This window comes from Wolbachia endosymbiont of Wuchereria bancrofti (assembly GCF_002204235.2).
Classification (GTDB): domain Bacteria; phylum Pseudomonadota; class Alphaproteobacteria; order Rickettsiales; family Anaplasmataceae; genus Wolbachia.
The window spans coordinates 1-22602 of sequence record NZ_NJBR02000028.1; the positions used below are offsets into that span (position 1 = coordinate 1).

A 22602-nucleotide genomic window follows, 5' to 3' on the forward strand; every position below is an offset into this window, starting at 1 on the left:
AATCTCAGATGCCTATAGCTTTATGGTTCTCTACGCTGTGTAGCTTATCGCCCTTATGGTAATAAGGGCATGTTGCCAACTTCACGTGTGAAAAGGTTTTTCATAGTAACAGTAGCAGCATAACATCTGACACTTGACTTTCATTCTTAAGTCAAAAAGCTAACTAGTATACCTATGATTTTTAACATTAGATTGTGAAATAGCAAAGCTTCATATGCTTTAGGTTAATATGTTTTTTGCCTTTTCTCACTTAGCAAATTCCTTTGATTGTTTATTGTTTTGTACTCCAGTCTTTTTCAAATATTGCAAGCCCCTGGTCGGTAAGTGGATGGTTAAGTAATTGTCTAAGCACTTTTGCTGGCACAGTAATTGAATTAGCACCAAGCCTTGCAGCTTCTATTACATGTGTTGGACTCCTTACCGACGCAACGAGAATTTTAGTATCAAAGCTATAATTAGAATATATAGTGCATATATCTTCTATTAGCAACAAGCCATCATAGCTTATATCATCAAGGCGACCAACAAAGGGAGAAATAAAACAAGCACCGGCCTTAGCGGCAAGCAGTGCTTGTCCAGGAGAAAAACATAGTGTTATATTAGCAGGTATTTTATATTCTGTCCACAACTTTTTACAAGAAATTAATCCTTCATATGTAAGAGGCAATTTTACTACAATATTACTAGCGATTTTTGTTAACTTAAGGCCTTCTTTAACCATATCTTCATGATTATTTGCAACAACTTCAACACTAACAGGCCCCGTTATAATAGAGCATATTTCACTTATTAAATCCTCGTATTTATCTTCACGCCCAGATTTTGCTATTAAAGAAGGATTGGTTGTTATACCATCAATAAACTCTTTCAGTTCTTCAATTTCATTTAAATCAACGCTATCAAGAAAAATTTTCATATTAACCTTCCACGAAAAAAAATATCCCTGTAGAATCTTGCCATCCTACTGCTTGACTTATAACCGTACGAACTTCCTCAGTCATGGTAGAATAAGACACCAATTTGCTGATGTCACTCAAGCATAACTGTACAAATATCAAGTAAGGGTAATTTGTACCAAGAAGAAAGATGTTATCCAAGTAGCTTAACACATAACCGTACAAACATTGTATTTTGAGAGCAACCCCTACCAAGATGATTTCATGCCAGTGCTTGGACACGCAGCTGTACAAACTTTTTATGTTGTAGTAGGGCAAATACAAGATATCAAATACTGGTATTACCCCAGTGCTTGACACTAAGATCCAGGAATGCTGGTTGTAAGTAAGCACACCGAGTCGATAATCATAAAAGCAAGCTGGCTTTACTTGAAATAAATATTTTTGATGAGACTGCATGGAAAGCTGGATCTTAGTGTTATACACTTGGATAACAAGGAAGGAGCACTGGGATAATATCCCCTTGGTAGGTCTAAATCGCAATGCTTGTACAGTTGTATGTCTGGGTACTGGGATGACATCATTCTTTTTCCTAAATCCTAGTGCCATACACTTGAATAATAAGGAAGGAGCGCCGAGATAACACCCTCCTGGTAAACTCAAACCACAGTGTTCATACAGTTGTGTGTCTGGGCACTGGGATAACAAAAAAAGAGGACCATGAGCAAAAACCTTACAGCTACTTGAATGATAATCGACTTTTTGCTTAAAATAGCTAAGAAAGAAACTTACCATTAAGATAACTTAAATACATACTAATTCTCTTATTTTTAAGTAGCTCTTCATCATGAATCACATGATCAAAAATCTGAACTTGATTTGTCATAATGTTACAACTATTACCTGCAACTTCCAATATTCCATTATCAATCACAACCTTCTTCTCCTTCTGGATAACAGCTTTAACAGTAATTACACTAGGTAATAAATAAATTAAGTAAGGAGAATGGTGAGCTAAAATCACCAGCTTCCCTTCGAGCCCATTTACTGAAAGAGAAACTACCCTTTTGAATGAAATCTGATCATCAGGAGAGAAAAATTGTACTTTCATAACTCTTAACTTTTAGCTCCAACTTTAGTTTCATCCTCGATTAATTCAGCCTTTTTTATCGCTTCATCTATATTCCCTACCATATAAAATGCAGCTTCTGGTAAGTGGTCATACTCGCCTTCAACAATCCCCTTAAAACTGGAAACAGTATCAGAAAGTGAAACAAATTTACCAGGCATACCAGTAAATACTTCCGCAACATGAAAAGGTTGAGAAAAAAACTTCTGAATTTTACGAGCTCTATCAACAGTAATTTTATCCTCATCAGACAGTTCATCCATACCAAGTATGGCAATAATATCTTGCAATGATTTATAAGTTTGCAATATACGTTTTACCTCAGAAGTTACCTTATAATGCTCTTCACCAACAATTTCAGCAGACAAAGATTGAGACGTTGAATCAAGTGGATCAACAGCAGGATATATCCCCATTTCAGCTATTTGTCTTGACAATACTGTGGTTGAATCAAGGTGAGAGAATGTAGTTGCTGGAGCCGGATCAGTTAGATCATCTGCAGGAACATATATAGCTTGTACAGAAGTAATAGAGCCTGAAGTAGTCGAAGCTATTCTCTCCTGCATTGCACCCATATCTGTTGCAAGGGTTGGCTGATAACCAACAGCTGAAGGTATTCTTCCAAGCAAAGCAGAAATTTCCGAACCAGCTTGTGTAAAACGGAAGATATTGTCCACAAAAAATAGAACATCTTGGTTTTCATGATCACGAAAATACTCTGCCATAGTTAGTGCTGTCAAAGCAACTCTAGCCCTTGCTCCGGGAGGTTCATTCATCTGACCATAAACCAAAACAGCTTGAGATTTTTCGTGTTCATTGACATTTATTACATTTGAAGTGATCATCTCGTGATAAAGGTCATTACCCTCACGCGTTCTCTCCCCTACCCCAGCAAACACAGAAAATCCTTTATGAGCTTTTGCTATATTATTAATCAACTCCATTATTAGAACTGTTTTACCGACACCAGCTCCACCAAACAAGCCAATTTTTCCTCCTTTAAGGTAAGGCGCAAGAAGATCTATAACTTTTATTCCCGTAACTAAAACTTCCTCCTGTATTTTCTGTTCAGTAAAACTTGGAGGCACTCTGTGTATAGATTCTAAATCATACTTTCCTTTCAGTGGGCCACATTCATCTATAACCTCTCCAACAACATTAAAAATCCTTCCTAAAGTTGAACGCCCAACCGGAACTGATATTGGTGCACCTGTATCAACAAACTCGTCATTTCTTGATACACCATTTGTGCTATCCATAGCAATACAACGGACTATATTGTCACCTATATGCTGCGAAACCTCTAAAATTAGCTCCTTGCCTCTATATTCTAGTTTGCTCTTTAAAGCATTAAATATTCTAGGTAGTTCGCCCTCAAATTTTAAATCAACAACTGCTTGAGTTATCTTAACCGTTCTACCTACATTCATTCCTTTACTTTTATCACCTAACAACTATAATTTAACAAAAAAGCCCCTAAAGAACTCTGAAGAAAATAAATCTTATATTATAAATAGAAATTTTGCAACAACATTTGCTAATTACGCTTTATTATAAACAATGCAAAAGCATTTAATAACCAAGTAATAATAAATAGTACTAAACTAAGCGCATAAGCAGCAAGAGTTTGTATGCTATTGAAATCCTGATCCCCGGTAAGTAATGTGGCGATTTGTACAGTAATGGTAGTAACTGAATTAAGAGGATTGAAAGTCAAATTTGAGTTGATTCCCACAGCCATCAGTACTATCATTGTTTCGCCTATTACTCTTGAAATCGATAATAAAATTGCACTTAAAATTGTAGGCATTGCATAAGGTATTGTTATGTGCCATATAGTTTCTGCTGGAGTCGCCCCCAACGCCATAAAGCCATAACGTAAGCTTTTTGGCACAGACCTAATCGCATCCTCTAATAAAGAAATAATAAAAGGTAGAATCATTATCCCTATCGATAAACCAGCAACTAAGGCACTTTCTGAGTGTATATTTAAACCAAAAAAACTTGCTATCTGCTTTACAAAGGAAGATAAAAATACAACCGAGAAATATCCATATACAACCGTAGGAATAGCAGACAAAACTTGCAACGTTGTATTAACAATGTAACGTACTTTCTCACTCGCATATTCACTAATATATATTGCAGAAAATAAACCTAGCGGAACAGCAACTAGCATTGCTACAATAGTTATAACTAATGTACCAACCAAAAGCGGAGTTATACCGAAACACCCTACCTTTTCTTCATTGATAGCTACTACACTGTGGCCCCATTTTAAGCAAAACAAGAATTCTGAAATAGATACCTTTTTAAAAAATTCAATAGATTGAGTAAGAATAGATAGCATTATAAATAAAGTGATAAAAAACGATATGGCTAGAGCCACAAATAATGAAAATTTGATTAACTTACTTCTTCTACTCTTAAAAATAAAAGCAAACATGAAAAAAAGGAATGCTATAGAAACAGAAGTTATAAAGTAATCGTCACAGAGTATTAACGACCAAGTTAACATCCATATACAACTAAGGCATAAATAAAATTTAACCTTGTCTATCCGCTGAAACTTACTGAAGGAAAATAAAAGAACCAGTAGTACAGGTATGAAAAGGATTATTGTCAATGAATTCATCTGCTCACATATCGAATCTTATTTTACGAGAATACAATTTTTAAGAGCATTCAATACATATAATGCAACCATCATTTGACAATAAAGTAAAACTATTTAAAATAGCTAATTATATTTATAAAAACAATGAAAAGAACATTTCAACCAAAAAATTTGATAAGAAAACGTAGGCACGGCTTTCGTTCGCGTATGGCAACAAGAGCTGGAAGAAAAATCCTCAATAGGCGTCGTTCATTAGGGTGTAAAAAATTATGTGCATAATCAAGTTATCAAGCATAAAAAAAAAGATTTTTCACTTGCCTTTAAAAACAAACTAGCACTTGATAATCTTTTTTACCGTGGGCTTTATATATCATTATATGCCATAAAAGAGAGAGCGCCTGAAAAGTATGTTGACATAATCAGGGTAGGCATTGTTATTAGTAAAAAAGCCGGAAAAACAACAAAAAGAAACAAAATCAAAAGACGATTACGAGCGCTTGCTAGAACTAGCATTTTAGATATAAGTAATATAGGATACTACTACATAATATTAACTCATAAAAATATTATGCAAGCAAGTTATAAAAACTTATGGCAAGATATAACCATTTGCTTAAAAAAAATAAAATAAGAAAAAATCTCAATTAAGGTATTTACAACTATATTATTTATGATAACATAGGTAAAATTTTTAAAATTGATTAATAGGTGTGGTGAATGATGGCGCACATAAAAGAGGCAAGTGATACAAACTTTAGTGAGATGTATGGACCTTTATTTCCTTCTAAAGAAAATGGGAAAGGAACATGGATAGATTGGAAGGCAGCATTCAAGCAACAAAAATTATTAGAGGCAGAAAGTAATGTAGTGTTATTAGAAATCAGTTATTCTCTTTTAAAAGAAAACCAATTATATAAAGAAGAAGTAGGAACAAAGCTAGATAATATAATAAAAAACAATCAAGGAAATATAAGAAAAGGCAGGCAACTTTGCTAAAAAGCAGAAATTAAAAAAACAAGGGAATTAAAATAAAAATACGTTTATCACTTAATTAATAAAGAAATTTTTATAAACTTGGCAGCGACCTACTCTCCCTTTTCAAGTACCATCAGCGCTAAAAAGTTTCACTTCCGAATTCGAGATGGGATCGGGTGTTTCATTTTTGCTAAAACCACCAAGTTAACAAAAACCTCTAATTCAATAAACTTACTTAATATTTAACACTGCATATACACATATAGAAAACAAATAAATCAATCAGGCTATTAGTACTAGTTAGCTCCACACATTACCATGCTTCCACACCTAGCCTATCAACGTGGTAGTCTTCCACGGCCTTAATTGGGAAATCTTTTTGAAGAGGGTTTCTTGCTTATATGCTTTCAGCAATTATCCCACCTATACATAGCTACCCAGCAATGCTATTGGCATAACAGCTGGTACACCAGAGGTATATCCATCTCGGTCCTCTCGTACTAGAGTCAGATCTTCTCAAATTTCCTTCACCCACGGCAGATAGAAACCGAACTGTCTCACGACGTTCTAAACCCAACTCACGTATCACTTTAATCGGCGAACAGCCGAACCCTTGGGACCTTCTTCAGCCCCAGGATGTGATGAGTCGACATCGAGGTGCCAAACGGTGTCGTCGATATGAACTCTTGAACACCATCAGCCTGTTATCCCCGGCGTACCTTTTATCCGTTGAGCGATGACCCTTCCATACAGAATCACCGGATCACTATGACCGACTTTCGTCTCTGCTTGGCTTGTCAGCCTCGCAGTCAGGCAAGCTTATGCCATTATACTATCAAGCTGATTTCCGACCAGCTCTAGCTTACCTTCGCACGCCTCCGTTACTTTTTAGGAGGCGACCGCCCCAGTCAAACTACCCACCATACAATGTCCTAGTTCCAGATAATGAAACATAGTTAGGTATCAAAAGTGTAAAGGGTGGTATCTCAAGGTTGACTCCATTATAGCTAGCGCCATAACTTCAAAGTCTCCCACCTATTCTGCACATCACATTTTTAATAGCAATGTAAAGCTATAGTAAAGGTGCACGGGGTCTCTTCGTCTAACCGCGGGTACCCCGCATCTGCACGGGGAATTCAATTTCGCTGAATTGATGTTGGAGACAGTGGAGAAATTGTTACGCCATTCGTGCGGGTCGGAACTTACCCGACAAGGAATTTCGCTACCTTAGGACCGTCAGTGTTACGGCCGCCGTTTACTGGGGCTTCAATTTAGAGCTTACACCCCTCTTATTAACCTTCCAGCACCGGGCAGGCGTCAGACCCTATACTTCCACTTACGTGTTTGCAGAGCCCTGTGTTTTTAGTAAACAGTCACTACTCCCTATTCTGTGCCACCTACTTATAGTTGCCTAAAAGCAGGTTACCCTTCTTCCGAAGTTACAGGTACAATTTGCCGAGTTCCTTCAACATCATTCTTTCAACACCTTAGTATACTCTACTCATCCACCAGTGTCGGTTTACGGTACGGCCTCATAAATATAAGTGCTATTTCCTGGAGCTTCTTTTAAGCATAGGTCAATCCAATAAGACCTATACAAATACAAAACCCGTCACACTTAAGAGGTTCAGGAATATTAACCTGATTGCCATCGACTACTCCTTTACGGACTTGCCTTAGGAACCGACTAACCCTACGCAGATTAACTTAACGTAGGAACCCTTAGATTTTTGGTGAGAGTGTTTTTCACACTCTTTTACGCTACTTATGTCAGCATTCTCACTTCTGATATCTCCAGCAGTTTTTACAAACCGCCTTCACAGATTTACAGAACGCTCCGCTACCGCACTTATTAACTGCAATCAATAAGTACCCACATCTTCGGTATACAGCTTTAGCCCCGGTACATTTTCAGCGCAGAAAAACTTATTTAGACAAGTGAGCTGTTACGCTTTCTTTAAAGGATAGCTGCTTCCAAGCCAACCTCCTAGCTGTAATGGTTTTTCTACTTCCTTCCCCACTTAGCTGTAATTTTGGGACCTTAGATAGTAATCTGGGCTGTTTCCCTTTCCACCACGGACTTAGCACCCGCAGTGTGTCTGCTGTATAATCAATTATTGGTATTCGGAGTTTAGTTAGATTTGGTAAGACAGTGAGCCCCCTAGTCTATCAAGTGCTCTACCCCCAATAACATACATACAACGCTCTACCTAAATAGATTTCGCGGAGAACCAGCTATTTCCAAGTTTGATTGGCCTTTCACCCCTAGTCACAACTCATCCAATAATGTTGCAACATTAACTGGTTCGATCCTCCAGTGTGTTTTACCACACCTTCAATCTGGTCATGACTAGATCACTTGGTTTCGGGTCTAATCCATAAAACTAAAACGCCATATTCAGACTCGCTTTCGCTATGCCTATACCTAACGGCTTAAGCTTGCTTCATAGATTAACTCGCTGACCCATTATGCAAAAGGTACGCTGTCACTCTAATGTAAATTAGCTACAAGATCGCTCCCATAGTAAAAACATAAAGCTCCAACTGTTTGTAAGCACTCGATTTCAGATTCTATTTCACTCCCCTCCCGGGGTTCTTTTCACCTTTCCCTCACGGTACTTGTTCACTATCGGTCGTCAAGGAGTATTTAGGCTTGGAGGATGGTCCCCCCATATTCAAACAGGATTTCACGTGTCCCGCTCTACTCAAGGATTTAAAAACTTTCTACTTATACAGGACTATCACCTTCTATGGTTACTCTTTCCAGAGTATTCTAATTCTTATTCTTAAACCACTAGCCTTTCCCGCTTTCGCTCGTCACTACTAACAGAATCTCGGTTGATTTCTTTTCCTTTGGCTACTTAGATATTTCAGTTCACCAAGTTCGCTTTACATATTAATCTAACATGTAATAACTAGCTTAACTAGTTGGGTTTTCCCATTCGGAAATCTGCGGATCAAAACCTGTTGACAATTCCCCGCAGCTTATCGCAGCCTGCCACGTCCTTCATCGCCTCTTGACGCCAAGGCATCCATCAAGTGCTCTTAATAATTTATTTACTCGACTATATGCAGAATATGCAGAGTTAAATATTATTGAAATTGAACTGAGATTAAATTAATCTCTACCATAAAACTTGTCAAACATCTAAAAACTAAATTAACTTCTTACATATTAGAAACCAATAAATAATATGTCAACGCTTTTTTATACAAAATATTTACTTACGTTGGCAAGGATAATATACTGTAATCCTAAGTAGGTAAAATTTTTAACCTAAGTAAGTGATAAAGCAGAATTATATACAATGGAAATTAATGAAAAAAATATTTTGTAATATAAAATGCTTTAAAAATCGATTCTGCTCAAAAATGATAGTGAACATTAAGGGTATTTTTAAGGTATGAAAAGGAACTTATCCTTCGTAAGTATTATTTTAAATTTTATTTGTAAGTTAATCGGTATGTTTAACCTTAAGAAGGCTAAACAATTCGCTGTAAATAAATATAACGCTCTCCATAAGGAAACAACAGCATTTTTTGAAAAACCCAAAAATCTATTAAGCACTAATATTGAAATCGGTCTATATCACTTCTATAAAGGTAACATCTCAGATGCAAAATTACGATTTTGGTTAATCGGCATGTTTTATTCCAATTTACCTATAATTTGGTACAATATCGGGAGGTGTCATTTTGCAATGGGAAATACCAGTAAAGCTTACACTTATTTAACAAAGACACTAAAACTAGACAGCAATTACGAAGAAGCGTCTTATTACATAAAAAAAATGATAAATCCAGCACCTATTATAAAATTGCCTAAAAATATCATAAAACAATATTTTGATTACACTGGCGAACATTTTGTCGAGCATTGGTTAATCGCTAAACAATATAGAGGTCATGAACTCGTACACACGGTAATTACAAAAATTCTTAACGATTCCACTTCTGAACTCAACATACTTGATCTTGGTTGTGGAACTGGAATATGCGGTCATTTCTTAAAAATACACAATACTGGAAATTACATAACAGGAATTGACATTTCAAACAGAATGCTAAATATTGCTAGAGGATGCTTTATAAAGGGTAAACCTGTTTATAATGAATTAATACATATGGAAATGACAGAGTTCCTTAAACAAGAGAGAAACCACCTATATGATGTCATTATTTTCGCTGAAGTGCTACATTATTTACATGATTTTAAAGCAGAACTGGAATTAGCAAAAAAATCTACGAGTAAAAAAGGGGCAATTATATGTTTAATAAGAAGAAAGGAAGGTAAAGGTATTGACTTCGTAAATAAAGGAGATTACTTTCGTCACTCAGAAAGTTATGTTCAACATGTTGCAAAAGAAATAAATATGCAAATAAGCTATATGAGTTATTGTAAAATATATGGAAGTCAGATTGATGGTATCTTATTTGCATTACAGCATCCACAAAAAAACCGAAAAGCCTAACTTAAAGCATTACTATTGCCTAAAACAGTGTCTATGTACGATAAAACAAAGAGGAATTTATGAATAATATTATTATTAATCATGAAAAAAATGGCAAATTGACCGATTTTGGGAAAGCAGTTCTATCAGACAGGTACTTAATAGAAAATGAAAGTTATCAAGATCTCTTCATACGCATTGCCAACTACTATTCTGATAACAAAGAGCATGCACAGCGTCTTTATGATTACATGAGCAACTTGTGGTTCATGCCTTCAACACCAATACTTAGCAATGGTGGCACTAACAGAGGATTGCCTATCTCTTGCTTTCTTAATGAAACCGAAGACAGTCTGCAGGGAATAGTCGATTTATGGAACGAAAACGTTTGGCTCGCCGCACGTGGAGGAGGAATAGGCAGTTACTGGGGAAATTTACGTTCAATTGGCGAAAGTGTAAAAGGCAGTGGTAAAACATCAGGAATCGTACCATTTATTGTGGTGCAAAATGCTCTAACACTTGCAATTAGTCAAGGGTCCTTAAGAAGAGGAAGCTCAGCAGTTTATCTTCCTGTATCCCATCCAGAAATAGAAGAGTTTCTGGATATACGCAAGCCAACAGGAGGAGATCCAAATCGCAAAGCATTAAATATACACCATGCTGTGATAGTAGATGACAGATTCATGCAAGCTGTTGAAAGCGATCTAGAATGGAATTTAATCAGCCCTTATAACAACAAAGTTATCTCAACCGTCAAAGCACGTGATATATGGATTAAAACACTAACAGCGAGAATTGAGACTGGAGAACCTTACATTATCTTTCTCGATGCAATAAATAACAATAAGCCAGAGTCTTACAAAAGACTCAATTTAGATATCAAAATGTCAAACCTGTGCAGTGAAATTACTTTAACTACAGGCTACGACCACTTAAACAAACTGCGTACTGCTGTGTGTTGTCTATCATCAATAAATCTTGAATACTATAAAGAATGGAGATACAATGAACTCTTCGTAGAAGATATAATGCGTTTTCTTGATAACGTACTAGAAGACTTTATAAACAAAGCACCAGACGAAATACAGCGAGCAAAGTATTCTGCAATGAGAGAGCGTAGTATTGGTCTTGGTGTGATGGGCTTTCACTCATTTTTGCAAAGTAAAATGGTTCCTTTCGAGTCAGTAACAGCACAACAGTGGAATAAAAAAATATTTAAGTATTTACGCAAGCAAGCAGATATGGTCTCTAAAAAATTAGCAGAAGAAAAGGGAGCATGTCTTGATGCTAAAGAAATCAATCTAATGGAAAGATTTACACATAAACTTGCTATCGCCCCAACTGCCTCAATTTCTATTATTGCAGGTAATACTTCCCCTGGAATCGAACCATATGCAGCAAACGTATTTACACAAAAGACACTAACAGGTTCATTTGTAGTGCGAAATAAATTCTTGCAAAAACTATTAGCAGAAAAAAATCAAAACAATGATAAAATATGGTCTTCGATTTCGACAAATGAAGGTTCTGTGCAGCACTTAGATTTCCTTAACAAGCATGAAAAATTAACATTTAAAACAGCATATGAACTTGATCAAAGATGGATTATAGAACACGCAAGTGATAGAACCCCATATATTTGTCAATCTCAATCAGTAAACTTGTTTTTACCTGCTAATGTACATAAACGTTACTTGCACAAAATACACATGCTCGCTTGGAAAAAAGGTTTAAAGAGTTTATACTATTGTCGATCACAGTCAATGCAGAGAGCTGACAAAGTTTCTCATGACATATTCAAAACAAGTGAAATGTTCCAGCAAAGAACAGATATTGATTATGGTGAATGTTTGTCATGCCAATAGATGCTATATAGAGATCCTTATGAATTTCTAAAGTCTATTCCAAAAGACAAATGCATAATGTGTCTTGACATGGGAGAGAAGCAAATAGGCATAGCGTTCAGTGATAAAACTCAGCTCATAGCTACAGCACATAGCGTATACTACAGAAAAAATATAAGCAAAGATTTAGGTTATCTAAACAGAAGATTCAAAGAAAATGAAGCTGGATCAATAGTAATCGGGTTACCACTGGAAATAGATGGACAAAAAAGTGAATGGTGTAAAACCATAATCAAATTCGCAAACAAAATGATAAAAAAATGTAAGGTAAGTACATACTTACAAGATGAAAGCTTGTCAACGTCTACCGCAGCTCATACACTAAAGATTACCGGAGTATCAACCACAAAATCAAAAAGAATAGATGATAAAATTTCCGCATGTATTATTTTACAACGGACGTTAGATAAGATAAATGTAATTAAATAGTTTTTCTTGAGCTGTTGAATTTAAAACGCACAATTGAATAATAAAACTACCTGACAAAATAAGAACTTTTTGTATAAACGTGACAAATCGCTACAGCGAGAGCATCAGCAGCATGGTGACATTTTATATTTAAATTTTTAATTATCTGTTTCACCATGAATATAACCTGATCCTTATCAGCATGGCCATTTCCGGTGATGCTTTTTTTTACATAGTTTGTATCATATTCACTCATAGTTAACTCTGTTATTTCTAATGCTAAAATTACAATCCCTCTCGCATATCCTAAAGTTAGCGAAGATTTTGGATTCTTATTAACAAAAATTTTTTCTATCGCAGCTTCACTCGGAGAATACAGAGAAATTACCTTCTTTAATTGTTCAAAAATTACATGCAAGCGTTCACCCATACCGAGCTTATTACCAGTTGATATAGTGCCACTTCCTAGAAATTCGATATTGCTTCTTTCATCCAGATCAATAATAGCCCACCCGGTTTTACTCATTCCCGGATCGAGACCTATTATTCTCATCACTTAAAAAACACTTAGCCAATAAACAAATACAAACAAAAATATCCAGACTATATCTACAAAGTGCCAATACCAAGAAGCGAATTCAAAGCATAAATGATCCTGAGGTGTAAGTTGATCTTTCCGCGCTCTGAATAAACACACTGACAAGAATATTATTCCTATTATAACGTGCGCACAGTGAAAACCGGTAATCATATAAAAATTGGATGCATAGATTCCTGCTTCTTGTAAAGAGAAACTCGTTTCATGATACTCTATTGCCTGTACTATTACAAAAAACACTCCAAGTAATATAGTTATGTACAGCATTTTAATCATGCTTCTTTTATCATCTTTAAATAAAGAGTGATGTGCCCAGGTAATAGTTGTACCAGAGAGCAATAATACTAATGTATTCATGAATGGTAGCGACCATGGATCAGGCAGTAAAATTCCCTCAGGAGGCCATTTAACTCTTTTCGTAGGAGAAAACGTTTCAAATAAAAAAACCGGATCAAGCCAGGCTTTAAAGAACGAACAAAAGAACACTATAAAAAATACAACTTCTGAAAGGATAAATAAGTACATTGCAAACTTGAGTCCATGCTTGACAATTGCAGTATGGCACTTATCATAAGTGGCTTCTTTCACTACATCTCTCCACCAATAAAACAACACCCCTGATACTGCAGAGGTTCCTAAAATTAAGCCAAATATCCCAGAAACCTGTTTATGGAGCGTGCCAACTAATCCAAACACAAGAATAAGAATTGCCGCTGACATGGCAATTGGCCAAGGACTTGAATCCACTAAATGAAAATCATGTTCTTTACTTTTCATACACCATCTTCAAAAACATGTATTAAGCATACAAATTAGATTAAAATTGTCAACATTTCTTAGAAACTTGATCTAATTTTGGAAAACTATATGTGCTGTCCCAAAAGTTTAATTTAAATTTTGCACTTACCCTAAATAACTCAAGTATTCTGCTCCTCTCATTTCCTCCTACCTTTTTGCAATATTCATCAACAATATTCTCTAAAGCAGTGCATTCATATGCCATTAAATTACTGCTACAAAAACAAACCAGTCTTTTATCTGTTATTTTTCCTGAATTCACCTTTCATACTATCAATGACAGTCTTACATACAAACATACAAGAATATAAAACTGTTATAGTTTCATAGGCATTACTATATGAGATAGATAAAAGAAAATTGGTAAATTCGAAACATACAGAAGATTTTTCTTACTCTTTATACTATATATAGCAAAACAGGACTACATAGAAACCTGTTAGCAGCTATTGACCACTGTGCTATCCTAGCAAGCAGGACTATGTATCATAGCTTTCTATCCTAAATGCGATAATTAATATGGTAAGAACATAATCACCTAAAAATAATGCATCCTATTGAATACAGAACTTAAAACTCTCTATGTTTAAAATATTATTCATCAGCCCAACATTAAAAGGATGATCTGTATTATATCCCTTAAGGGGTTTGACCCACAACAGCTCCTAATTATATCACTAAATATTACAGTACAACAAGATTAAGTTAATATAGATAATTCACTCCAACATTTCCCCATTATGAGATACTAGAATAATACATCTCATCCTAGAATACCAGCTAAAGTTTTAATCCATTACGAAAGAACTCCTATATATTCTTTCGTTCATCATTGCCGGATTTCTTATATAGATTGTTCATAACTTCAGTTACATCGTCAATCATACTACTTGCCATGTTAGTGTTAAAAAAATCTATCCGCTTCTGATATTTATTACCAGTAGTGGTGTTACCTCTCACAATGTAATGAACAACTATTTGATATATACAGAAGCATGGGTAAGATGCTGCTAAACCTTCGGCAATAAAATTATGATATGTAACGTACATGAAGAATTCAGTAAGGGCAGAACAAGATTTTGACTTTTTGTGGTTGTCGGATAAATCACAATCTGCAAATGTTCCTTATAATAATCTCGTGTAGCAAATGTTCCAATAGCTATATCAGTTAATTTATCCATTATTTCAATATTATTAGCTTTAGCTGCAATAACCAGTAAAACTCAAGTATAATCTGTTACATATAAAAAACCCTGCTGAAGATAAAATTTAAACTTTTCATAATCTAGCGTACTGTTCATTAATTCAATATTAAAAGGATGTTCTCTACCTTTTCAATAAGACCAGATGATTCTCTTATAGCTATATCGTAGAATTCTCCTTCCTGTTCTGTTATACATTTTGTGAGCTTCATAAATATAAAAATTGCTATTAATGTAGTATAATTATTATGAAAAGCTAATTTCACTTTAATAATAAGTTAGCATACTAGTATTGAACTATAAATTAAAAATTTTAGCAATCTAAAGAAATTTTCCTATTACTTTGCACACTAAATTCTCTAGAAAGATCAAGAGATAAGTTCAAGTTTTCCCAAGAAAATCCATCATCCTCTCCTGATTCTTTACCAAAGTGTCCATAACAGGCTGTACGTTTATATATAGGACGACTAAGTGATAAATGTTTAATAATACCCCTGGTTGACAAATCTATATTACTCTCAATAAGCTTTTTAATTCTTTCTTCATCTACCGTATTTGTACCAAATGTATCAATGTAAAATGAGGTAGGCTTTGACACACCAATTGCATAAGAGAGCTGCACAAGACAGCGCTTGGCTAAATTTGCAAAAACAATATTTTTAGCAAGGTATCTTGCCATATAAGCTGCAGATCTATCAACCTTTGTTGCATCTTTTCCAGAAAATGCTCCCCCACCATGTGGAATATAACCTCCATAAGTATCAACCATAATCTTTCGTCCGGTTAATCCACAATCACTAACCGGTCCACCGATAACAAACCTACCAGTTGGATTGACAAAGAAATTTTCCTCGGTACACATCCACCCTTTAGGTAAAGACGAAACTACGTAAGGGTAAATTATTTCTTTTACTTTTAATTGATCCAGATCTTCAGGATGCTGTATTGAAACGACAATACTTTCAGCACGTACTGGAAGATTACTCTCATACGCCAAAGTAATTTGCGACTTTGCATCCGGACCAAGTTTTGCTTCCTTAACCACACTCATGACGTTTTTCAGAATAGAGTGCGCATAAAAAATGGGTGCTGGCATAAGGCTTTCTGTTTCTATTGTTGCATAGCCATACATTATGCCCTGATCTCCAGCGCCTTGATCCACCCCTATAGCAATGTCGTTTGATTGTTCATGCAGTAATACATTTACTTCGACTTTTCCCCAGTGGAAACCATCGTGCTCGTAACCAATATCTTTTATTGTATTCCTTACAACATTTTCAATTGTGCTATTTGCAACGTTAGGCCCAAATACTTCCCCGGCTATAATAACATTATCTTTGGTAACTAAAGTCTCTATCGCAGTTCGTGAAAAAGGATCAGTTAAAAGGTATTCATCAAGTATTGCATCCGAAATTTGATCCGCTACTTTATCTGGATGACCAGCTGCAACCGACTCACTGGTTATTAAATTTTTACGTAAACTCATGCTTCAGATTTGCTTATATAATAAAAGTTATTATAAAAAATCTAGCTAGCAACCATCAAATGGTGGGCCTGGGAAGAGTTGAACTTCCGACCTCACGCTTATCAGACGTGTGCTCTAACCACCTGAGCTACAGACCCCTGATTTATTCAAGCTGAAGCTTATACATTATCTACAGGTACAATATCAATAAAAGTCTTTTTATTTACTGACTTTCTAAACCTAATCCAGCCTTCCACTTTAGCAAAAATTGTATGATCTTTACCCATACCAACATTTTTTCCAGGATGAAACTTTGTACCCCTTTGACGGACAATTATGTTACCAGGAATAACTTTTCCGTTCTTTTTTATTCCTAACCTACGACCTGCGGAATCTCTACCATTACAGGAGCCACCACCTGATTTTTTAGTTGCCATATCTTACCCATTATTTTTGAAGATTAATTTCATTGATACGAAGAACAGTTATATACTGCCTATGACCAGTTTTCCTACGGTAATTTTTTCTTCTCTTCTTTTTAAAAATTATAATTTTCTCTCCTCTGCATTGCTCAAGCACTTCAGCCTTAACAGTAGCATCAGTTAAATAAGATAAACCGTTGTCTGAAAGGCAAACTGCCTTATCGATCTCTACCTCCTTTCCTTCCTCAGCTTCTAATTTTTCTACTTTTATTACACTACCTTCTTTTACTAAATACTGCTTTCCACCTGTTTCAATCACCGCAAACATAACAAATATACACTTTCACTGTTAACTTTAATTGTAAAGGACATCATATATAATGTCAAGACAAATCCTCTCAAGCTATATCAAATACTTTCAGTAGTTACAGAAACTGCATCATGAGCTAAAAGCAACTACACAAGTTCTTGGTTATTGCATTCAGCAGCATAATACAATATTGTCCTACCTTCATTACTTTTAGCGTTAACGTCTACGTTGTGTTTTAGTAGTATTTTTGCTATGTCAATCCTCTATCTTATAACAGCCTAGTGCAATGGAGCGTTACCATCCTTATCCTTAGCATTAACATCGGCACCTTTTTTAATGAGATATTTTGTTACTTCGATGTTTCCATTTCTGGTAGTACGATGTAGCGAAGTTTTGTTGCACTTGTCTTTTACATTAGTACCTTTTTCTATAAAACATTTTACTACTTTTAGTTTTTCACTCTCAATAGCAAAGTGTAATGGAGTCTGATTACCTCTGTCTCTAGCATCAGCACCTTTGTTGATCAGGGCATTCCATTATTCTAAAGCTTCCACATAATGCAGCTATGTGTAAAGGAGTACTGCCCTTTTTGTTTTTAACATTAACGTCAGCACTCTTTTCAACAAAGTATTCTATTGTATCCACGTTATTATTTTGAGCAGCAGAGTGTAATAAAGTACTACCATATTTATTTTAAGCGGCCAATCCAGCACCTCTGCTGATAAGATATTGAACCATATCTAACTTCCACTATAAGCAGCAACATGCAATGGAGTACCATTATACCTATTCTTTATGCTAATACCAACGCATTTGCTAATAAGAGCACTCTACTATCTTCAGTTTTCTACTCTCAACAGCATAATACAGTGGAGTTCAGCCATATTTATTTTGAGCATTAATGTCAGCACCCTTACTGACCGGTACTTTATTACTATATCTGGTTTTTTACTATATATTACAAAATGTAACAGAGTACCATAGGAAATAGTTCCACAGCATTATCGTTGATGTTAGCACCGTTGTTCACCAAATATTTCACAACATTCAGTTTCCTGCTATGAGCAGCCTCATGCAAAGCAGTGCAACCATATTTATTTTTGTGTCAATCCCAGCGCCTTTGTCAAGTAGGTACTTAATAATACCTAACTCTTCATTACCAGTAGCCATTTGCAGTGGACTCCAGACTTCTTTTAGCATTAACATGAGCACCTTTGCTAACCAACCATTCTACCATATTCAATTTTCCATTTCCAGCAGAGATGCGTAATGGTGTTTGACCACAATTGTTCTCAGCATTAACAATTTTTCCTATTTTACCCGGGTAACGCCTCTCTATATGGGTTAGTATAGCCTTATTGCTTTTACAGTCATCACTTTCAGCAAGCAAGTGTAAAGGAGTGCTTTTCTTCACATAAAAACCGATTCTCTATGTATACAAGATGAGTTAAAGTAAAAAACACCAATCAGCCTATTATGGTCGCTTGCATATCCCTAAACAGATGTAACATGGCTTGTACTGTTTACTATTCTACCATTATTTATCAATTCTAGAGCTCTTCTTAAAAATTTTCTTCTTTGCCTGCCTTTTGTAGTTCTAATCTAGTTATCCCCTGCACTAGCTCGTGAATATTTGCCACTCCCGCTTCTAAAAATCAATCATTTAGTATTTTATCAAGTAGCCCAACAGCACCCCCATAGCTTTTCTTTATCATCTACCATTAATCTGGAAAAATTTCTTCTATATAAACCTTATCATGAGCAAAATAAGCCATGATATCACAAACTTCTGTAGTTTACTTTCCATGTCCTCTGTTGCTCTCTATCTTATTACGTGTAATATTCCATATTGTTAACTTCCCGGATATGATTAATGTCACTTTTGTAATTTCTTCTTCTTGCAAACAACCATTTCTGTTTCTTCAAATGACTTCTTTCTTTGCTGCTTATATTTTTCAAAATAACCACTGAACTTCTTTAATTCGGGCTGCTCATCTTCATTTTAAATATATGCAACCGTTAGTCCCAAAGCTAATGGAAAAGACTTTTCTAGTTTAATCTTTTTTCTCTCCCATCGCAAAAGTCACTCTCTACATCTAGGACTCTCTCAACAAATTATAAAACCTCTGTTTCCTCGAATTTATCTAACCATATTTCCTCTATCTCTTCTGCTGTTTTACTATTTTCCACTTTTCACTGCAGGAAGTAATGAAAACATAAGGCTTTCTCCAATTAGGACGCTGTGAACACAAAAAGGTGGTAAAATTTACTAATATCCTTTATTCTCTAGCATTACCAAAAACAAACAGGCTCATTCTTCCTATAAAAAAAGTATATATCTTTTCAACAACATTTTTTATCGCCTTTGTGCTTCTACGTTCATCTGTAGCAGAAAATCCTAGTCTTTTATCTCTAGCTAGATCCAAGAAAGACTCTTTTATCCTTTTAGGATCCTTAGAATCTATAAATATAACATTGCCATCGTAACATTCCTTATAGTTGTGAGCATATTTCTTGACAAATTCAGTTTTATCTACCCCACTTGGATCTTTAATAACAACCACCTGCTTCGCACTTTTTTGAAATCCACAACGCACAGCATTTAATTCATTACATTATGCCAAATAGGTGTTCTTAAGACTTCTCCTCTTATTTTTTCAAGAAGAGCTTTTGCTTGCTCGTGTGATAGAAACTCTTCTTTTTCTTTTTCCATCAAAGTCAGTACTTCTTCCTGATAACCCGCTGCAAAAGTGCTTAGCATCAGCATTGCTGAACTCCTTGCTCAGCTCACCCTTATAATAATCTCACTCAGCTCAGTTCCGCTTGGCAAATCGACTGCAAATACTAATCTATTTTAAAAGCCTTCTATTTCCTTATTGCTGATTTCTCTACCCACCTTACACTTTATAAAACCCTTATTTTCTGCAAGTATGAGATTAATACTACTATCAAATTTATATCTTACACCACTATCTACATCCAGAAGCTCATTTTGTGCATCTACTCTTATAACTGAAATTTCCTTTCCTTTATTCTTCCCACTTGACATTATTCTCAGCTTTCTTACTGGACACAGTAATCTAAATCCGTGGAACAAAATTAGTGTTGTAATAATGACAAAATCTTCTATTTCACCCCCAAATTCTCCATTTACTTCTGATCTTTAAATAAGCAATGAGATAGTTTCACTAAACCAAACGTACCACCCTTTCCCTGCGCTAGTAATTCACCTATTCTGATCTTTTTGTTCCTATCCTTTCTGTGCTTGATTTGTATGAGCTTATGTGCTATTCTTCCGTCTTGTTCATAACGAAGAACAATATTATTGAAGCCCTTAGCTAACTTTTCCTCTGCGAATAGGAAAAAAGAATACTCTCTATCTACTGCACGTCTAGGAAACAGCATTAGCTATCTCGCTTGATACATAATATTAGAAAAGATATGTTTAACCACTGAGTAGGATAATTTTTCAGGTACTCCCCAACCTCACACTATTTTACAAATAGTACCTATAAATGGTAAAAAAGTAATAAATCTATATGTCATGAAACGCATATACCATAGTATAGATCTGAGAATATCTATAAGATGTACTGCCAATGCAAATAAAAAGGTGCAACTAACTGCTCAATTTTTCACTCAAAACCAAGTTCACGACATCAGGGCTAGCTTTTCCTTTGGTAAATTTCATGACTTCGCCAACAAAGAATCCGTATAGTTTTGTTTTACCATTTTTGTATTCTTGAACCTTATCTTGGTTGTCATTGATGATTTTGTCGATAATTTCTGATATTTGACCTTTATCGGTTATTTGCTTCAGGTCCTGCTCTTTTATGATCAAAGATGCTGGCTTGCCAGTTTCAAACATAATATCCAAAACTTGCTTGCCAAGCTTAGCAGAGATCGTTCCATCAACGATAAAATCCAAGAGTTCGGATAAGGCATTTGCTTTAACTGGGGAGCTCACAATATCAATACCTGCTTTATTCAAATGACCGAAAAGCTCTACAGTTAGCCAAGTAACAGCAAGTTTTGAATCGTGCTTTTTTATCAATTCCTCAAAATAGTTAGCAATTGCCTTATCAGAAGTGATGACATCAGCATCGTATTTGTTGATACTTAATTCTCTAATGTATCGTAGCTTTTTTTGATCTGGCAACTCTGGCAAAGATGATCTAATAGAATCGATTTCATCCTGGCTTATCTCAACAGGCAGTAAATCAGGTTCAGGAAAATACCTATAATCACTCGCATCCTCTTTGTTTCGCACTACTTTTGTTTTTCCTAAAGAAACATCAAACAACAAGGTATCTTGACTTATTTTCTCGCCACTTTCCAAGATTTCAATTTGCCTTTGTATTTCATAATCTATAGCTTGCACAATATAACATATTGAGTTTAGGTTTTTTATCTCGCAGCGGGTGCCGAATGTACTACTGCCTTTTGGGCGAACAGAAACATTTACATCACAACGAAGCGACCCCTTTTCCATATCACCATCGCACGAGCCAATGTAACGCAAAATCTGCCTCAACTTTTTCATGAATTCCGCAGCTTCCTCAGGTGAACGAAGATCAGGCTCCGAGACAATTTCCATTAAAGCAACCCCTGCACGATTTAAATCTACATAAGTTTTGCTCTCTTCATGAACGCTTTTTCCTGCATCTTGCTCTAGATGAATTCTCGCGATCCTTATTTCTTTTTCATTATTATTGATAAATATTCTACCATTTTTAACTATTGGCTCAAAAAACTGAGTTATTTGATAACCTTGCGGTAAATCAGGGTAAAAATAATTTTTCCGATCAAAGTAAGAACTCTTGTTAATCTCCGCAGAAAGTGCAAGACCAGTGCGTATTGTCTGTTCTATAGAGTAGTAGTTCAGTATTGGTAGTGTACCTGGCATTGCTGCATCAACCAGAGAAACTTGAGTGTTGTGTTCAGCACCAAACTCAGTCGATGAGCTAGAAAATAGCTTTGTCTTAGAAGAAACTTGAGCGTGCACCTCAAGCCCAATTACCGCTTCCCAATCCCCTTTTGTCATGTATTTGATTCAAATGATAATCTTAATATTCTGCAAAATTAGCACAACAAGTCAAAACAAAACTCACGTTTTTATATTTCATCTTAACTTTTTAACCTAATGTTTAAGCACAGTGTGTACTAAAAATACAAAAAACTACTTAACAAATCTCACCAGCCCCCATAGCACTAAAGGTATTTAGTTATCTTCAATCTGTGCAGATTAAAATGACAAAGTATTACATAATTGACGTCTTACGTTTAATTTTTTACACTATATGCACCTTACATCTTCATAACATTTCTAGGTTTTTACCTATATAAGCTGAAACTCGCTTATAAAGCGTTTAAGACAGTATAATATGTCAATCGCAGGATTAGAGAGTAAACACCACCTACTACGGT

General features: G+C 35.4%; 26 protein-coding genes, 1 tRNA gene, 2 rRNA genes and 2 pseudogenes. 6 read left to right on the forward strand and 25 right to left on the reverse strand.

Annotation, left to right across the window (positions count from 1 at the left end):
* Positions 1-271: 271 nt before the first annotated feature.
* The 4 genes from fsa to pstC all read right to left on the reverse strand — a co-directional run bounded on the left by fsa (position 272) and on the right by pstC (position 4660).
* Positions 272-916 (reverse strand): fructose-6-phosphate aldolase, encoded by a 645-nt coding sequence (fsa, locus tag CCY16_RS01835; protein WP_088414527.1) that lies wholly within the window; start codon positions 914-916, stop codon positions 272-274.
* A 755-nt stretch (positions 917-1671) separates the two neighbouring features.
* Positions 1672-2007 carry a F0F1 ATP synthase subunit epsilon gene (locus CCY16_RS01845; RefSeq protein ID WP_088414531.1) on the reverse strand — a complete coding sequence of 112 codons (336 nt, stop codon included), beginning with the start codon at positions 2005-2007 and terminating at the stop codon, positions 1672-1674.
* Positions 2008-2012: 5 nt separating this feature from the next.
* Complete coding sequence (gene atpD, locus CCY16_RS01850; RefSeq protein WP_088414577.1) at positions 2013-3455, reverse strand: F0F1 ATP synthase subunit beta; 1443 nt, start codon at positions 3453-3455, stop codon at positions 2013-2015.
* A 107-nt stretch (positions 3456-3562) separates the two neighbouring features.
* Positions 3563-4660 (reverse strand): phosphate ABC transporter permease subunit PstC, encoded by a 1098-nt coding sequence (gene pstC, locus CCY16_RS01855; RefSeq protein ID WP_179946024.1) that lies wholly within the window; start codon positions 4658-4660, stop codon positions 3563-3565.
* Positions 4661-4786: 126 nt separating this feature from the next.
* Between pstC and rpmH the strand changes: the two genes are divergently transcribed.
* The 3 genes from rpmH to CCY16_RS01870 all read left to right on the forward strand — a co-directional run bounded on the left by rpmH (position 4787) and on the right by CCY16_RS01870 (position 5638).
* A complete protein-coding gene (rpmH, locus tag CCY16_RS01860) occupies positions 4787-4921 on the forward strand; it encodes a 50S ribosomal protein L34 (protein WP_011256888.1) in 135 nt (44 codons plus the stop codon).
* Positions 4914-5273, forward strand: a complete 360-nt coding sequence (rnpA, locus tag CCY16_RS01865; protein WP_143696896.1) for a ribonuclease P protein component — start codon at positions 4914-4916, stop codon at positions 5271-5273. Before rpmH ends, rnpA begins: the two co-directional genes overlap by 8 nt.
* A gap of 86 nt (positions 5274-5359) precedes the next feature.
* Positions 5360-5638 (forward strand): hypothetical protein, encoded by a 279-nt coding sequence (locus tag CCY16_RS01870; protein WP_088414533.1) that lies wholly within the window; start codon positions 5360-5362, stop codon positions 5636-5638.
* 76 nt (positions 5639-5714) lie between these two features.
* On the opposite strand, the gene rrf is transcribed toward CCY16_RS01870, so the two are convergent.
* Together rrf and CCY16_RS01880 are read right to left on the reverse strand one after the other, a co-directional pair.
* Positions 5715-5821, reverse strand: a 5S ribosomal RNA gene (gene rrf / locus CCY16_RS01875).
* 65 nt (positions 5822-5886) lie between these two features.
* Positions 5887-8676 (reverse strand): 23S ribosomal RNA (locus CCY16_RS01880).
* A gap of 345 nt (positions 8677-9021) precedes the next feature.
* Between CCY16_RS01880 and CCY16_RS01885 the strand changes: the two genes are divergently transcribed.
* From CCY16_RS01885 to ruvX, 3 genes are read left to right on the forward strand one after another with little or no spacing between them, the layout of a single operon-like run.
* Entirely contained in the window at positions 9022-10089 is a 1068-nt protein-coding gene (locus CCY16_RS01885; protein ID WP_088414535.1) for a methyltransferase, read from the forward strand.
* A gap of 59 nt (positions 10090-10148) precedes the next feature.
* The gene (locus tag CCY16_RS01890) at positions 10149-11933 is read left to right on the forward strand and encodes a ribonucleoside-diphosphate reductase subunit alpha (RefSeq protein ID WP_088414537.1); all 1785 of its coding nucleotides are present in this window, start codon (positions 10149-10151) and stop codon (positions 11931-11933) included.
* Positions 11934-12401: a Holliday junction resolvase RuvX gene (gene ruvX, locus CCY16_RS01895; protein ID WP_088414539.1), complete on the forward strand. Its 468-nt coding sequence runs from the start codon at positions 11934-11936 to the stop codon at positions 12399-12401. It abuts the gene before it with no gap.
* A 46-nt stretch (positions 12402-12447) separates the two neighbouring features.
* On the opposite strand, the gene ruvC is transcribed toward ruvX, so the two are convergent.
* The 19 genes and pseudogenes from ruvC to gatB form a co-directional block, all read right to left on the reverse strand.
* A complete protein-coding gene (gene ruvC / locus CCY16_RS01900) occupies positions 12448-12936 on the reverse strand; it encodes a crossover junction endodeoxyribonuclease RuvC (RefSeq protein WP_088414540.1) in 489 nt (162 codons plus the stop codon).
* Positions 12937-13755 (reverse strand): cytochrome c oxidase subunit 3, encoded by an 819-nt coding sequence (locus CCY16_RS01905; RefSeq protein WP_088414542.1) that lies wholly within the window; start codon positions 13753-13755, stop codon positions 12937-12939.
* Between the two features lie 49 nt (positions 13756-13804).
* Positions 13805-13981, reverse strand: a complete 177-nt coding sequence (locus CCY16_RS06045; protein ID WP_245800713.1) for a hypothetical protein — start codon at positions 13979-13981, stop codon at positions 13805-13807.
* Between the two features lie 605 nt (positions 13982-14586).
* On the reverse strand, positions 14587-14826 hold the full coding sequence (locus tag CCY16_RS06050) for a hypothetical protein (RefSeq protein ID WP_245800714.1): 240 nt from the start codon (positions 14824-14826) through the stop codon (positions 14587-14589).
* Between the two features lie 173 nt (positions 14827-14999).
* The gene (locus CCY16_RS06055; protein ID WP_245800719.1) at positions 15000-15077 is read right to left on the reverse strand and encodes a hypothetical protein; all 78 of its coding nucleotides are present in this window, start codon (positions 15075-15077) and stop codon (positions 15000-15002) included.
* Positions 15078-15291: 214 nt separating this feature from the next.
* Entirely contained in the window at positions 15292-16464 is a 1173-nt protein-coding gene (gene metK, locus CCY16_RS01920) for a methionine adenosyltransferase (RefSeq protein ID WP_088414544.1), read from the reverse strand.
* Between the two features lie 60 nt (positions 16465-16524).
* Positions 16525-16601 (reverse strand) — tRNA-Ile (locus tag CCY16_RS01925).
* A gap of 21 nt (positions 16602-16622) precedes the next feature.
* On the reverse strand, positions 16623-16880 hold the full coding sequence (gene rpmA, locus CCY16_RS01930) for a 50S ribosomal protein L27 (RefSeq protein ID WP_088414546.1): 258 nt from the start codon (positions 16878-16880) through the stop codon (positions 16623-16625).
* A gap of 10 nt (positions 16881-16890) precedes the next feature.
* Positions 16891-17193 (reverse strand): 50S ribosomal protein L21, encoded by a 303-nt coding sequence (gene rplU / locus CCY16_RS01935; RefSeq protein ID WP_088414548.1) that lies wholly within the window; start codon positions 17191-17193, stop codon positions 16891-16893.
* 128 nt (positions 17194-17321) lie between these two features.
* Positions 17322-17435, reverse strand: a complete 114-nt coding sequence (locus CCY16_RS06880) for an ankyrin repeat domain-containing protein (RefSeq protein ID WP_088414581.1) — start codon at positions 17433-17435, stop codon at positions 17322-17324.
* 18 nt (positions 17436-17453) lie between these two features.
* Positions 17454-17702 (reverse strand): ankyrin repeat domain-containing protein, encoded by a 249-nt coding sequence (locus CCY16_RS06885; protein ID WP_088414583.1) that lies wholly within the window; start codon positions 17700-17702, stop codon positions 17454-17456.
* Positions 17683-17853 (reverse strand): annotated as a pseudogene (locus CCY16_RS01950) (ankyrin repeat domain-containing protein); the annotation flags it as partial. The pseudogene CCY16_RS01950 and the gene CCY16_RS06885, both read right to left, overlap by 20 nt.
* Positions 17854-18133: 280 nt before the next feature.
* Positions 18134-18262: pseudogene (locus tag CCY16_RS06890) on the reverse strand (hypothetical protein); the annotation flags it as partial.
* A 69-nt stretch (positions 18263-18331) separates the two neighbouring features.
* Positions 18332-18589 (reverse strand): ankyrin repeat domain-containing protein, encoded by a 258-nt coding sequence (locus tag CCY16_RS01960; protein ID WP_179946025.1) that lies wholly within the window; start codon positions 18587-18589, stop codon positions 18332-18334.
* Between the two features lie 865 nt (positions 18590-19454).
* Entirely contained in the window at positions 19455-19739 is a 285-nt protein-coding gene (locus CCY16_RS01965; RefSeq protein WP_088414555.1) for a hypothetical protein, read from the reverse strand.
* A 38-nt stretch (positions 19740-19777) separates the two neighbouring features.
* A complete protein-coding gene (locus tag CCY16_RS05495; RefSeq protein ID WP_179946026.1) occupies positions 19778-19942 on the reverse strand; it encodes a hypothetical protein in 165 nt (54 codons plus the stop codon).
* A gap of 87 nt (positions 19943-20029) precedes the next feature.
* On the reverse strand, positions 20030-20224 hold the full coding sequence (locus CCY16_RS01970) for a hypothetical protein (RefSeq protein ID WP_088414557.1): 195 nt from the start codon (positions 20222-20224) through the stop codon (positions 20030-20032).
* Between the two features lie 101 nt (positions 20225-20325).
* The gene (locus CCY16_RS01975; RefSeq protein WP_088414559.1) at positions 20326-20580 is read right to left on the reverse strand and encodes a hypothetical protein; all 255 of its coding nucleotides are present in this window, start codon (positions 20578-20580) and stop codon (positions 20326-20328) included.
* Between the two features lie 214 nt (positions 20581-20794).
* Positions 20795-22219 carry an Asp-tRNA(Asn)/Glu-tRNA(Gln) amidotransferase subunit GatB gene (gene gatB / locus CCY16_RS01980; RefSeq protein ID WP_088414561.1) on the reverse strand — a complete coding sequence of 475 codons (1425 nt, stop codon included), beginning with the start codon at positions 22217-22219 and terminating at the stop codon, positions 20795-20797.
* Between the last annotated feature and the right edge of the window lie 383 nt (positions 22220-22602).

Excerpts from the sequence above, each read along its gene's own strand:
- fsa (WP_088414527.1), bottom strand. The coding sequence starts at position 916 with ATGAAAATTTTTCTTGATAGCGTTGATTTAAATGAAATTGAAGAACTG.
- CCY16_RS01845 (WP_088414531.1), bottom strand. The coding sequence starts at position 2,007 with ATGAAAGTACAATTTTTCTCTCCTGATGATCAGATTTCATTCAAAAGG.
- atpD (WP_088414577.1), bottom strand. The coding sequence starts at position 3,455 with ATGAATGTAGGTAGAACGGTTAAGATAACTCAAGCAGTTGTTGATTTA.
- pstC (WP_179946024.1), bottom strand. The coding sequence starts at position 4,660 with ATGAATTCATTGACAATAATCCTTTTCATACCTGTACTACTGGTTCTT.
- rpmH (WP_011256888.1), top strand. The coding sequence starts at position 4,787 with ATGAAAAGAACATTTCAACCAAAAAATTTGATAAGAAAACGTAGGCAC.
- CCY16_RS01870 (WP_088414533.1), top strand. The coding sequence starts at position 5,360 with ATGATGGCGCACATAAAAGAGGCAAGTGATACAAACTTTAGTGAGATG.
- CCY16_RS01885 (WP_088414535.1), top strand. The coding sequence starts at position 9,022 with ATGAAAAGGAACTTATCCTTCGTAAGTATTATTTTAAATTTTATTTGT.
- CCY16_RS01890 (WP_088414537.1), top strand. The coding sequence starts at position 10,149 with ATGAATAATATTATTATTAATCATGAAAAAAATGGCAAATTGACCGAT.
- ruvX (WP_088414539.1), top strand. The coding sequence starts at position 11,934 with ATGCTATATAGAGATCCTTATGAATTTCTAAAGTCTATTCCAAAAGAC.
- CCY16_RS01905 (WP_088414542.1), bottom strand. The coding sequence starts at position 13,755 with ATGAAAAGTAAAGAACATGATTTTCATTTAGTGGATTCAAGTCCTTGG.
- CCY16_RS06045 (WP_245800713.1), bottom strand. The coding sequence starts at position 13,981 with ATGGCATATGAATGCACTGCTTTAGAGAATATTGTTGATGAATATTGC.
- CCY16_RS06050 (WP_245800714.1), bottom strand. The coding sequence starts at position 14,826 with ATGTACGTTACATATCATAATTTTATTGCCGAAGGTTTAGCAGCATCT.
- CCY16_RS06055 (WP_245800719.1), bottom strand. The coding sequence starts at position 15,077 with ATGAACAGTACGCTAGATTATGAAAAGTTTAAATTTTATCTTCAGCAG.
- metK (WP_088414544.1), bottom strand. The coding sequence starts at position 16,464 with ATGAGTTTACGTAAAAATTTAATAACCAGTGAGTCGGTTGCAGCTGGT.
- rpmA (WP_088414546.1), bottom strand. The coding sequence starts at position 16,880 with ATGGCAACTAAAAAATCAGGTGGTGGCTCCTGTAATGGTAGAGATTCC.
- rplU (WP_088414548.1), bottom strand. The coding sequence starts at position 17,193 with ATGTTTGCGGTGATTGAAACAGGTGGAAAGCAGTATTTAGTAAAAGAA.
- CCY16_RS05495 (WP_179946026.1), bottom strand. The coding sequence starts at position 19,942 with ATGCTGATGCTAAGCACTTTTGCAGCGGGTTATCAGGAAGAAGTACTG.
- CCY16_RS01970 (WP_088414557.1), bottom strand. The coding sequence starts at position 20,224 with ATGTCAAGTGGGAAGAATAAAGGAAAGGAAATTTCAGTTATAAGAGTA.
- CCY16_RS01975 (WP_088414559.1), bottom strand. The coding sequence starts at position 20,580 with ATGCTGTTTCCTAGACGTGCAGTAGATAGAGAGTATTCTTTTTTCCTA.
- gatB (WP_088414561.1), bottom strand. The coding sequence starts at position 22,219 with ATGACAAAAGGGGATTGGGAAGCGGTAATTGGGCTTGAGGTGCACGCT.